12 protein-coding genes are annotated in these 11,930 nt (G+C 33.5%); 6 read left to right on the top strand and 6 right to left on the bottom strand.

Features of this window, described 5'->3' with window-relative positions; all coding sequences use genetic code 11:
* The first annotated feature begins 194 nt into the window (after window positions 1-194).
* The 6 genes from VGE71_RS17960 to VGE71_RS17935 all read left to right on the top strand — a co-directional run bounded on the left by VGE71_RS17960 (window position 195) and on the right by VGE71_RS17935 (window position 5,487).
* A complete protein-coding gene (locus tag VGE71_RS17960; RefSeq protein ID WP_125722644.1) occupies window positions 195-962 on the top strand; it encodes a ParA family protein in 768 nt (255 codons plus the stop codon).
* A gap of 5 nt (window positions 963-967) precedes the next feature.
* Entirely contained in the window at window positions 968-1,870 is a 903-nt protein-coding gene (locus VGE71_RS17955) for a ParB/RepB/Spo0J family partition protein (RefSeq protein ID WP_144217903.1), read from the top strand.
* Entirely contained in the window at window positions 1,870-2,430 is a 561-nt protein-coding gene (locus tag VGE71_RS17950) for a DUF5683 domain-containing protein (protein ID WP_331139537.1), read from the top strand. Before VGE71_RS17955 ends, VGE71_RS17950 begins: the two co-directional genes overlap by 1 nt.
* Window positions 2,431-2,469: 39 nt before the next feature.
* Window positions 2,470-3,171: a 4-hydroxy-tetrahydrodipicolinate reductase gene (gene dapB, locus VGE71_RS17945; RefSeq protein WP_331139536.1), complete on the top strand. Its 702-nt coding sequence runs from the start codon at window positions 2,470-2,472 to the stop codon at window positions 3,169-3,171.
* 56 nt (window positions 3,172-3,227) lie between these two features.
* Entirely contained in the window at window positions 3,228-4,781 is a 1,554-nt protein-coding gene (gene lepB, locus VGE71_RS17940; protein ID WP_331139535.1) for a signal peptidase I, read from the top strand.
* Between the two features lie 91 nt (window positions 4,782-4,872).
* Complete coding sequence (locus VGE71_RS17935; protein ID WP_331139534.1) at window positions 4,873-5,487, top strand: WbqC family protein; 615 nt, start codon at window positions 4,873-4,875, stop codon at window positions 5,485-5,487.
* 56 nt (window positions 5,488-5,543) lie between these two features.
* Here the strand turns inward: VGE71_RS17935 and VGE71_RS17930 are convergent, their stop codons facing one another.
* The 6 genes from VGE71_RS17930 to VGE71_RS17905 form a co-directional block, all read right to left on the bottom strand.
* Window positions 5,544-6,596 (bottom strand): endonuclease/exonuclease/phosphatase family protein, encoded by a 1,053-nt coding sequence (locus VGE71_RS17930; RefSeq protein ID WP_331139533.1) that lies wholly within the window; start codon window positions 6,594-6,596, stop codon window positions 5,544-5,546.
* Window positions 6,597-6,613: 17 nt separating this feature from the next.
* Complete coding sequence (locus VGE71_RS17925; RefSeq protein WP_331139532.1) at window positions 6,614-7,477, bottom strand: rhomboid family intramembrane serine protease; 864 nt, start codon at window positions 7,475-7,477, stop codon at window positions 6,614-6,616.
* A gap of 42 nt (window positions 7,478-7,519) precedes the next feature.
* Window positions 7,520-8,332, bottom strand: coding sequence for a rhomboid family intramembrane serine protease (locus tag VGE71_RS17920; RefSeq protein ID WP_331139531.1), 813 nt, complete (start codon window positions 8,330-8,332; stop codon window positions 7,520-7,522).
* Entirely contained in the window at window positions 8,329-10,299 is a 1,971-nt protein-coding gene (gene mutL / locus VGE71_RS17915) for a DNA mismatch repair endonuclease MutL (RefSeq protein WP_331139530.1), read from the bottom strand. The genes VGE71_RS17920 and mutL overlap by 4 nt, the downstream gene beginning before the upstream one ends.
* Before the next feature lie 164 nt (window positions 10,300-10,463).
* Complete coding sequence (gene ribH / locus VGE71_RS17910) at window positions 10,464-11,036, bottom strand: 6,7-dimethyl-8-ribityllumazine synthase (RefSeq protein WP_320568720.1); 573 nt, start codon at window positions 11,034-11,036, stop codon at window positions 10,464-10,466.
* An 85-nt stretch (window positions 11,037-11,121) separates the two neighbouring features.
* Complete coding sequence (locus tag VGE71_RS17905) at window positions 11,122-11,901, bottom strand: tetratricopeptide repeat protein (RefSeq protein WP_331139529.1); 780 nt, start codon at window positions 11,899-11,901, stop codon at window positions 11,122-11,124.
* Window positions 11,902-11,930 lie beyond the last annotated feature (29 nt).

Raw genomic sequence — 11,930 nt, 5'->3', positions numbered from 1 at the left:
ATTTTGCGCTTTTTTAGTTCAAAAAGAAAAACAAAGAGAACGTAAATTCTTTCTTATTTGATTCCAAAGCCAAAATTAAATTCATTGAAACACCCATTAGACAACGATTGAGCAAACTTTCACAAATGTTAACAAAATAGATTTTCAAAAACCATAAATAATTGTATTTTTACGGTTCAAAATTCAGAAAATAAATGGGCAAAATCATTGCTATTGCTAATCAAAAAGGAGGCGTTGGAAAGACTACTACATCAGTAAATCTTGCAGCCTCATTAGGTGTTTTAGAAAAAAAAGTATTGTTGATCGACGCTGATCCACAGGCCAATGCTACATCTGGTCTTGGAATTGACGTAGAAACAGTTGAAACTGGAACTTACCAAATACTTGAGCATACTGTAACACCAAAAGAAGCCGTTTTAAAATGTACAGCTCCAAACGTAGATGTGATACCTGCTCACATTGACCTTGTTGCTATCGAAATTGAATTGGTTGACAAAGAAAACCGTGAATACATGCTTAAAAAAGCATTAGAAGAAGCAAAACAAGAATATGATTATATCATTATCGACTGTGCTCCATCTCTAGGTTTGTTAACCCTGAATGCTTTAACAGCAGCAGATTCAGTAGTTATTCCTATTCAATGTGAATATTTCGCACTTGAAGGGTTAGGGAAATTATTGAACACTATTAAGAGTATTCAAAAAATACACAACCCGGATCTTGACATTGAAGGTTTATTATTAACAATGTACGATTCAAGATTACGTTTATCGAATCAGGTTGTAGAAGAGGTTCAAAAACACTTTAATGATATGGTTTTTGATACTGTAATTCAGCGAAATGTAAAATTAAGCGAAGCCCCAAGTTTTGGTGAAAGTATCATTAATTATGATGCTACAAGTAAAGGTGCCGTAAACTATATACACTTAGCTCAAGAGATTATAAAGAAAAACAGCAAATAGTTTTTATGACAAAAGTAATTAAAAAACAAGCCTTAGGAAGAGGATTATCAGCACTATTAAAAGATCCGGAAAACGACATTAAATCAGTAGAAGACAAAAATGCTGATAAAGTTGTTGGAAATATCATTGAACTTGAAATAGGTGCAATTGAAATAAATCCATTTCAGCCTAGAAGCAATTTTAATGAAGAATCGTTACGCGAATTAGCCACTTCTATCAAAGAACTTGGTGTAATTCAACCTATTACTGTTCGTAAATTAGATTTCAACAAATATCAGTTAATCTCTGGAGAACGCCGTTTACGTGCTTCTACATTAGTAGGTCTTACTCACGTTCCTGCTTATATTCGTATTGCTAATGACAATGAATCATTAGTAATGGCGTTAGTAGAAAACATTCAGCGTCATGATTTAGATCCAATTGAGATTGCTTTATCATACCAACGTTTGATTGACGAAATTCAATTGACTCAGGAACAAATGAGTGAAAGAGTTGGAAAAAAACGTTCTACAATTGCAAATTACCTACGTCTTTTAAAACTGGATCCGATCATTCAGACTGGAATTCGTGATGGTTTTATTAGTATGGGGCACGGTAGAGCAATTATCAACATTGAAGATTTAGACGTTCAAACTGATATATATCAAAAAATTGTAAGCCAAAATTTATCTGTACGTGAAACTGAGGCTTTAGTTAAAAATTATCATGAAGGACAGCAGCCTAAAGCAGATGGAAAACCAAAAGCTGATGCTGGATTTGTTGTTAGAGAAACACAAAAACACACTTTCAATGATTATTTTGGCTCAAAAGTTGATATAAAAGTCGCTGGCAACGGAAAAGGAAAAATTACAATCCCATTTAATTCTGAAGCCGACTTTAACAGAATTATAAAATTAATAAACGGATAGTGAATAAAATTGTCCCCATCGGTCTATTGTTCTTTCTAACAGGAACCGTTTCTCTTTTTGCCCAGGTAAAAAAAGACACGGTTTTGGTCGTAAAAGACACCACTGCATTACAAGAGATAGACCCGCTTACTCCAGCAAAAGCAGCATTCTATTCTGCCATTCTACCTGGTTTAGGCCAAGCATACAATAAAAAATACTGGAAAATTCCATTGGTTTACGGAGCAATTGGAACAAGTTTGTATTTCTACATTGACAACAACAAAAAATACCACGATTATCGTGATGCCTACAAAAGAAGATTAGAAGGCTATAACGATGATAACTATCAATTTCTGGATGACAGCCGACTTATTGCTGGACAGAAATTTTATCAAAGAAACAGAGATTTATCTGCTTTATTTGTCGTTGGTTTTTATGTCCTTAACATAATCGACGCCAATGTTGACGCCGCTTTGATTCAGTTTAACGTTAACGAAAGACTATCAATGCGTCCAGAAATTTATCCCGCCGATGTAACATTTAAACCAAACGTTGGACTAACTTTTAATTACAAGTTTTAATAGATTCAATTCTATTTAAAAAATCAAAAAACAATCATAATGAAAATTGCGCTTTTAGGATACGGAAAAATGGGTAAAGTAATCGAAAGAATTGCTTTAGAAAGAGGTCATGAAATAGTTTTAAAGAAAGATGAATTTAACACCTACGACGGACTTTCAACAGCCGATGTTGCCATAGATTTTAGTGTTCCAACAGCAGCAGTAGACAACATTTCTGCGGCTTTCAATGCTAATGTTCCTGTAGTTTCTGGAACAACTGGCTGGCTAGAACATTATGACGAAATGATTGCACTTTGCAATGAAAAGAAAGGTGGTTTTATTTCGAGCTCCAACTTTAGTTTAGGCGTAAATATTTTCTTCGGACTGAATGAATATTTAGCTAAAATCATGAGACAATTTGATTCTTATAAAGTTTCAATGGAAGAAATTCACCATATCCACAAACTTGATGCTCCAAGCGGAACAGCAATTTCTTTAGCACAAGGCGTTATTGAAAACAGCAACTACGCAAATTGGACTATGGAAGATGCAAAAACGAACGAAATTCGTATTGAAGCAAAAAGAATTGGAGAAGTTCCTGGCACTCACACCGTAAATTACGATTCTGCTATTGACAGCATCGAAATCAAACACACTGCTCACAATCGTGAAGGTTTTGCACTTGGCGCTGTTATTGCTGCCGAATGGCTTGCAGGAAAGCAAGGGATTTTTACTATGAAAGATGTATTAAACTTACAATAATTGAATACAATTCAGAATCAATTTAATCTGAATTTGAAATTTAAAAATACAAAATTATGACACTTTACTCTTGGTTCGTATTTTTCTTAGCTGTTCAAATCATACATTTCCTTGGAACATGGAAATTGTATCAAGCGGCAGGAAGAAAAAGCTGGGAAGCTGCAATTCCGTTATACAATTCTATTGTTTTAATGAAGATTATCGGACGCCCTACATGGTGGACATTGCTACTTTTTATTCCAATTATCAACCTGATTATGTTTCCGGTTGTTTGGGTAGAAACTTTAAGAACATTCAACAAAAGATCGACTTTAGATACAATCTTAGGTCTTTTCACACTTGGATTTTACATCTACTACGTAAACTACACACAAAAATTAGAGTACCGCAAGGATCGTAGTTTAACTCCTGAAAACAAAACAGGAGACACTGTAAGCTCATTACTTTTTGCTATCATAGTAGCCACATTAGTACACACTTATGTGGTGCAACCTTACACAATTCCGACATCATCTTTAGAGAAATCTTTATTAATCGGTGATTTCTTATTTGTAAGTAAATTAAATTACGGACCAAGAGTTCCGATGACAACGGTAGCATTACCAATGGTTCACGACTCTATACCATTGACTAAAAGCAAATCTTATTTAAGCTGGCCACAATTACCTTACTTTAGATTACCTGCAATTCAAGAAATAAAACGATGCGATATTGTCGTCTTTAACTGGCCTGTCGACACGGTTCATTATTTCTTTGAGCCAAAAGGACGTCCAGGCGTTATTAAGCCAATTGACAAAAAATCGAATTATGTAAAACGATGTGTTGGTATTCCTGGAGATAGTTTATCTATAAAAGACGGTTTTGTTTTTATCAATGGAAAAAAATTAGTTTTACCAGAAAGAGCTAAGCCACAATATTCTTATTCTGTAGCATTAGACGGAAAAACTCCAATTGATTTTGAAAGTTTGTTTAAAGAATTAGACATCACTGATGCAGCAGGTTTCACATCTGAAAAAAGAGATACTCTTTACTTGGGTGCATTAACAGAAGCTAGCGCTGAACGATTCAAAAACACTCCTGGTGTTACTGCTGTAATTCGTAAAATTGATAGATCAAACGACAACAGAATATTTCCTCACATCAACAAATGGAGTCAGGATAATATGGGACCAATCTATATTCCTGAAGCTGGAAAAACGGTTGCCTTGACAAATGAATCTCTTCCATTTTACAAAGAGATCATTACCAATTACGAAGGAAATAAATTAGAATTACAAGGTTCCAAATTTTTAATAAACGGACAACCTGCAACTACTTATACCTTCAAACAAAACTATTACTGGATGATGGGAGACAACCGTCATAACTCTGAAGACAGCCGTTATTGGGGTTACGTTCCAGAAAATCATATTGTTGGAAAACCAGTATTTATCTGGATGAGCTGGGATACTAACGGAAAAGGTATTAATAAAATCCGTTGGAGCAGAGTTTTTACTACTGTAGATGGTGAAGGCCAACCACAATCATACTTCAAATATTTCTTAATTGCTCTTGCCTTATATTTCGTTGGAGATTTTGTCTGGAGAAAAAGAAGAGAAAATAAAGCATAATAAAAATTATGTTACTTTTGTTTCAGGTTTCAAGTTTCAGGTTTAAAAAACTTGAAACTTGAAACCTGAAACTTTTAAACAAAACATAGAAATGAATTCCTTACTACTTCCAACTTATTTCCCATCTATAAGTCATTTTGCTGTAATTGCACAATCTGAAAAAATCACTTTTGAAATGGAAGATAATTTCCAGAAACAGACTAATAGAAACAGAACGTATATCTATAGTCCGAACGGAATTCAATTACTAAACATTCCTGTTAAACATTCTAAAGCCACACATCAAAAGACAAAAGATATTTTGATCGAGAATGAATTCGATTGGCAAAAACAGCATTTTAAATCGCTTGAAGCAGCTTACAGAAGCTCTCCGTTCTTCGAGTACTTTGAAGACGATATCGTTCCGCTATTCGAAAAAAAACACACTTTTTTAATGGATTTAAACTTCGAAGTTTTAGACATTGTGACTAAATGTCTTCGAATGAAATTTGAATTCGGAAAAACAACAGAATATTTCCACGAAACTCCCGATTTTGCTGATTTTAGATATTTAGCAAATGGAAAAAAAGATACCAATTCATTCGAAAAATACACTCAAGTTTTTGACGACAAACATGGTTTCATCAATAATTTAAGTGTTTTGGATTTGATTTTTAATGAAGGGAAATTTGCGGTAGATTATTTGAAAACTCAAAAAATATTGTGAGTTACAGGTTAAAGGTTCTGCATTAGAAATTGCATTGCCTTTTAATTTCCCAAAAACTAAAACTGATCTATTGAAAGCCTTGTCATTATTGGGTAATGATCTGAATTTTCGAAATCAGGAAAACTCTCAAACTGTTTTACTTTCATTTTGCCATCTGTAAAAATATAGTCAATTCGGGCAGGATAATATTTGAATTTATAAGTAGCTCCAAAACCTCCTCCAGCTTCTTCAAAGGCATCTTTCAGTTTTCCTTTTATACTTCTGTATATATAAGAAAACGGACTATTATTCATATCTCCACAAATAATAATTGGGTATTTACATTTTTTTATATGCTCTTTAAAAATTTCAGCTTGCTCTTGCTGCTGCTTGAAACTTTTACTGATTCGAGCATAAATACGTTGTGATTTCTTCTTATTTACATTATCAATATCATCAGAAATCTCACTTACATCTGGAGATATCTTAATAGATTGCAAATGCATATTATATACACGTATAATATCTTTTCCACGCTTAATATCAGCATAGACTACATTATTATCAGACTTAGGAAATACGATATTTCCTTGATCGATAATAGGAAATTTTGAAAAAATAGCCTGTCCCGTTTTTATCTTTTTACCATCAATAAAAATATAACGGTGCGGATACACTTTTAAATCCAAATGTGCTGAATTTGAATATTCCTGAATACATAAAATGTCTGGATCTTTTTCATCTATAAAAGATTTAATATTTTCAGGAATATCATCTCGATCCAACCATTTGAAAACATTAAAAAGACGCACATTATAACTCATTACAGAAAAATCCTTTTCGTCCTGAACATATTCTTTTGCCGAAAATTTATAAAACTTACTTATAAATGTAATTCCCATCAGCAAAACCAAACCAGACAAAATAAGGCGTTTTTTAAACTGAATTGCCCAATAGATAAAGAACAAACCATTTGCTACAAAAAAAGCGGGCATAAACAAAGTAAGCACCGATAAAAGCGGAAAACTTTTAGGTGCTAAAAAAGGCAGAAGATAGACGCTAAATGTAAGCACAGTCAGCACTATATTCAAAAAGAACATTATTTTATTAAACCAGGAAAGGTTTTTCATAATTATTTCCTACAAGTTTATTTTCCAGCTTTAAACAGAAACTCTTTTTCTTCTTTGGTCAGACAATCATAACCAGACTGACTTATTTTATCTAAAATTTCATCAATTTGTTGTTGCGTTTTATCTTTTGTAACAATTCTTGATGTCGATTTTTCTGTAGGTTTTTTGTAATTTTTATGAACTTTTTTAAATGGGGTCGAAGGAGATTTTCTAAAAAGATTTACAAAGAAATCTAATGTTCTGGAAACAATAGTACTTAAATCGGTACCATTTTGCAGTAGTTTAATATAAACAAAACCAAAGAACGCACCCGCAAGATGCGAAATATGTCCGCCAGTATTATCCAAGCGAAACTGCATTAAATCTAAAATTAAAATAACAGCAGTAATATGCCAAAGCTTAACATTTCCGAACAAAAACAAACGGACATTCATTAATGGAGAATAAGTCGTTGCCGCAACCAAAATAGCCATGATAGCCGCCGAAGCTCCAACTATAGAAGCAGCGGTTCCTAAAACATAAAAACTTAAAGCAAAAATAATTCCAGCGAAAATGGCACTTAGAAGATATAATCCTAAATATTGTTTTTGAGTAAAATAAGTCAAGAATAATGAACTGGCAAAATTAAGCACCATCATATTAAACAACAGGTGAAAGAATCCGTCGTGAAAAAAAGCATAGGTTAAAAAAGTCCATGGTTTGAACATGAAAACCTGAGGATCTGACGATAAAGCAATCCAACTTGGAAAGTCAAACTGACCAATTGAATATTGATAAAAAAATATCAATGAGACAATAAAGCATGCGATATTCCAGTAAATAACGCGCATAGCAACACCTCCCAATCTATATTGTAATTTTAAATCGTCTAGAATATTCATAGAAACTTCTTTTGTTTTAGAATTTGAACTTAAAGTTAGAAATTAATTCCAACGATTATTGTTAAACTGATTTTTTTTCCAGTACAACATCATTAAAAAACCAGCAATTGCTCCACCAACGTGTGCAAAATGCGCAATTCCTGTTCCTCCACTTCCAAACAAAGAACTTCCTTTAAATCCTAAAAACAAATCAATTGCCAAAATTCCAGGCACAAAATATTTCGCTTTAATAGGAACCGGAATAAACAATAAGGCAAGCTGTGCATTTGGAAACATAAAAGCAAAAGCAGTCAGCAAACCATAAATAGCTCCAGAAGCTCCCAAAACAGGAGATTGCATAATTCCTCCCGCCTGTACCAAAGCATTGAACTGCTCCTGAGTACAATGTGCATTATTTAATATTGTCGCAATTTCTCCCTGCATCATTTTACCATTTGCATCAAATAACGACTGATAGTCTGCATTTAAAATTAAATGCAGGTCTGCTTTTGATAAGTTTAAATCAGAAACAGAACTTAAAAGCGATTGCAACTGTAGATAATTTACACCAGTATGAAGCAAAGCCGCTCCAAGTCCACAAGAGATATAGAAAAACAAGAATTTCTTTCCTCCCCAAAAATGTTCTAAAGCAGAACCAAAACTATACAAAGCAAACATATTAAAAAGAATATGCGCAAAATTTGGTAGTGGCGCATGCATAAACATATGCGTAATAATCTGCCACATCCTAAAGTGATCACTTTCTGGATAATACAACATTAAATAGTCATACGAAACTGGCACTAACTGAGAACCAATAAAAAATATAATATTAATAATAAGTAGTTGTTTAACTACCGGAGTCATATTCATCATACAGCAAACTTTTTATCTATATCTTCCACACGCATGGTAATGAAAGTAGGTTTTTGAAAAGGTGAAATATTTGGATCTTTACAAGCAAACAAACCGTTTACTAAATTATCTTGTTCTTTTTCGGTTAAATAAGACCCTGTTTTAACCGCTAAGCTTTTAGCCATTGATTTGGCAATAGTATCATTCTGACTGTAACTGTTTGCTGGAATTCCATCTTGCAAATCACTCAACAATTGCTCGATTACAAGAGAAACCTCACTTTCTGTAATATTTACAGGGATTCCAGAAACTACGATATGATCGGTTTTACTTTCGTCAAAAACAAAACCTGTCGTTTCTAAAGAAGGTTTTAATTCTTCTATTAATTTCATTTCAGATGAAGAATAAAACAAATCTAACGGAAAAAGCAATTGCTGACTTGCCGCCTGATTTACTGTCATATTCAACAAAAATTGTTCATACAAAATACGTTGATGTGCACGATGCTGATCAACGATAACCATTCCTGATTTAATTGGAGAAACAATGTATTTTTTATGAATTTGATACGTTTTTTGAGTAGCCTGTTCTATCTCATTATCATTAAACAAAGACGACGTTACTTCTTCATTTTCGAATGTAAAAGGTGAACTTTCTATAGTCTCTGGGTTTTCTGTATCTAAACCAACATACAAACTTTCCCAGCTAGCTGTTGGTTCAACTCGTTTTGAGTATCCAGAATAAGAAGACCCTGAATAAGAAGACCCTGAATAAGACGATCCAGAAGATGAAGACGAAGAAGAACCAGAGCTATAACTAGACCCTGAACTATATCCAGATCCAGAACTTGTTTTACTATAATGCTGATTCGTTTTATCATCTGTAAACGGATTAAAAGTTCCGTCGACTTGAATCGTTGGCGTTTCTGCCTCCATATCTTTGTAATGATAAGGCGTATCTAAATTAGAATCTCTATCAAAATCTAAAACCGGAGCAACATTAAATTGCCCTAAACTATGTTTGATAGACGCTCTTAAAATAGCATATAATGCCGATTCATCATCAAACTTAATCTCTGTTTTAGTTGGGTGAATATTGATATCAATTGTATTTGGTGGTACTTGTAGATAAAGGAAATAACTAGGTTGCGAACCATCTTTAAGTAATCCGTCATAAGCCGACATTACTGCATGATGCAGATAGCCACTTTTAATAAAACGATCGTTTACAAAAAAGAATTGTTCCCCTCTATTTTTCTTAGCAAATTCAGGTTTGCAAACAAATCCTTGAATACTGATAATATCTGTTTCTTCATTTACTGGAACCAATTTTTCATTGGTTTTACCAGACATAATCCCCACAATTCTCTGACGGTAACCAGCTGCAGGAAGATTGTACATCTCGCTTCCGTTATGGTAAAAACTGAAGTGAATATTTGGATGCGCCAAAGCCACACGCTGAAACTCATCCATAACGTGGCGAAATTCAACCGTATCTGATTTTAAGAAATTACGGCGGGCTGGAATATTATAAAACAAATTTTTAACCGCAAAAGAAGTTCCTTTTGGCAAAACTGCTACTTCCTGCGAAACAAATTTACTTCCTTCAATCACAATATGAGTTCCAAGCTCATCCTGCTCTTGTTTCGTTTTCATTTCCATATGTGCAATCGCAGCGATCGAAGCCAAAGCTTCTCCACGAAAACCTTTTGTTCCAAGCGAAAACAAATCCTCAGCTTGGCGAATCTTTGAAGTAGCATGACGCGCAAAACACAAACGTGCATCTGTAACGGTCATTCCGACACCATTATCGATAACTTGCACTAGCGATTTACCAGCATCTTTTATAATCAATTTAATGTCAGTTGCTTTTGCATCAACGGCATTTTCTAACAATTCTTTTACGACTGAAGCAGGTCTTTGAACCACTTCTCCAGCAGCAATTTGGTTAGCAACGTGATCAGGAAGCAATTGAATAATACTCGACATTAAGCAATAATAGTTTTAAAGTTTAGATTGGTTTTTATAAACCAAGAAATACAAATTTAGTAAATTTTGATTGGCTTTCAGAATAAGAGATATCATAAAAAAAACAAAAAACCTATACCATTGTGACACAGTATAGGTTTAAATATTTTTAAAACAAAAGTGTTTTATTCGTTCTCTATTTTTCGTGGAGAATCTTCAATTTGAAGCGCTCCCGAAGTCAATAATGGCTGATTGAAAGCGTGAGCAATAGAAGCTTGTTGACGAATATAAGCCATTTTAATTGCAGCTATAGCAGCTTCGGTTCCTTTATTTCCATGAACTCCTCCACTTCTATCAATAGACTGCTGCATATTATTATCTGTTAAAACACAGAAAATAACCGGAATATCAGTTTGTACATTCAGGTCTTTAATTCCTTGTGTAACGCCTTCGCAGACAAAATCAAAATGTTTGGTTTCTCCCTGAATAACACATCCAATTACAATAACAGCATCAACATTTTGCGTCTGAAGCATCTTTTTTGCTCCATAAATCAACTCAAAACTTCCTGGAACATTCCAACGAATAATTTGTTGAGCAGGAACATCACAATCAACCAAAGCATCAAAAGCTCCGTTATAAAGTCCTTCTGTTATAGTATCATTCCATTCAGAAACAACAATCCCAAATCGAAAGTCTTTCGCATTTGGGATTGTGTTTTTATCGTATTCTGATAGATTTTTATTTTCAGTAGCCATCTGTATATTTTAGATATTAGATTTATAAATTTTAGATTGCTAAAATACGAATCTAAAATCTAAAATCTTAACTCTACAATAATATTTATTGCGCTAATCCAATCAAAGCATCAACAAATGCTGCTTCTGGAGCACTGTCGTAATTATCTTTGATATCATTAAAATATTTTAACGCATCTTCTTTCTGACCTAAAGCTAAAGCTGTTTTTCCAGCTTTTAACAAGAAACGAGGTGTAGTAAAATCGTTTTTGTTAGATTCAGCAGCTTTAATATAGAAAGACAAAGCTTCTTTTTGATTATTTTTTTGAGAATAAGCATCTCCAGTTGCACCTTTAGCTAAAGCACTTAAAATTGCATCTTCAGATTTAAATTCACCTAAATATTTAATAGCTTCATCAAATTTACCTGTATTTAAATAAGCCATACCTGCATAATAGTTCGCTAAATTTCCAGCATCAGTTCCAGAATATTCGTCAGCGATTTTAATAAATCCGAATTTACCTTCTGAACCGTTTAATGATAATTTGAACAATGAATCGCTAGAAACACCATTTACTGCTTTTTCAAAGTTTTGTTGAGCAACAAACATTTCGCTTGCAGCCTCATCTTGTTTTGGAGTTGCAATGAATTTTTGGTAACTTAAATAACCAATTGCAGCAACTGCAATACCAGCAACTAAACCAATAATGATTTTTTGATTCTTAGCCACCCAATCCTCAGTTTTAGAAGCCGTTTCATCTAATTTTGAGAAAACTGCAGCAGTTGTACTGTCTTTTTCGTCAATAATTACTTGTTGTTCTTCTGTAACTTCTTTAACTTCCTTTTCTTTTGGTGTCTTATATCCTCTTTTATTGTAAGTTGCCATTTAAAATTTATTTAGTGAACGGCAAAAAT

The organism is Flavobacterium sp. (genome assembly GCF_036405015.1).
Lineage (GTDB): Bacteria > Bacteroidota > Bacteroidia > Flavobacteriales > Flavobacteriaceae > Flavobacterium.
This window is presented reverse-complemented; position numbering and strand designations above follow the sequence as displayed.

Bases quoted from the DNA above. Each gene is read 5' to 3' on its own strand.
- VGE71_RS17930 (WP_331139533.1), bottom strand. From the start codon at position 6,596: ATGAAAAACCTTTCCTGGTTTAATAAAATAATGTTCTTTTTGAATATA.
- VGE71_RS17935 (WP_331139534.1), top strand. From the start codon at position 4,873: ATGAATTCCTTACTACTTCCAACTTATTTCCCATCTATAAGTCATTTT.
- VGE71_RS17925 (WP_331139532.1), bottom strand. From the start codon at position 7,477: ATGAATATTCTAGACGATTTAAAATTACAATATAGATTGGGAGGTGTT.
- lepB (WP_331139535.1), top strand. From the start codon at position 3,228: ATGACACTTTACTCTTGGTTCGTATTTTTCTTAGCTGTTCAAATCATA.
- VGE71_RS17960 (WP_125722644.1), top strand. From the start codon at position 195: ATGGGCAAAATCATTGCTATTGCTAATCAAAAAGGAGGCGTTGGAAAG.
- VGE71_RS17905 (WP_331139529.1), bottom strand. From the start codon at position 11,901: ATGGCAACTTACAATAAAAGAGGATATAAGACACCAAAAGAAAAGGAA.
- VGE71_RS17955 (WP_144217903.1), top strand. From the start codon at position 968: ATGACAAAAGTAATTAAAAAACAAGCCTTAGGAAGAGGATTATCAGCA.
- VGE71_RS17920 (WP_331139531.1), bottom strand. From the start codon at position 8,332: ATGATGAATATGACTCCGGTAGTTAAACAACTACTTATTATTAATATT.
- dapB (WP_331139536.1), top strand. From the start codon at position 2,470: ATGAAAATTGCGCTTTTAGGATACGGAAAAATGGGTAAAGTAATCGAA.
- ribH (WP_320568720.1), bottom strand. From the start codon at position 11,036: ATGGCTACTGAAAATAAAAATCTATCAGAATACGATAAAAACACAATC.
- mutL (WP_331139530.1), bottom strand. From the start codon at position 10,299: ATGTCGAGTATTATTCAATTGCTTCCTGATCACGTTGCTAACCAAATT.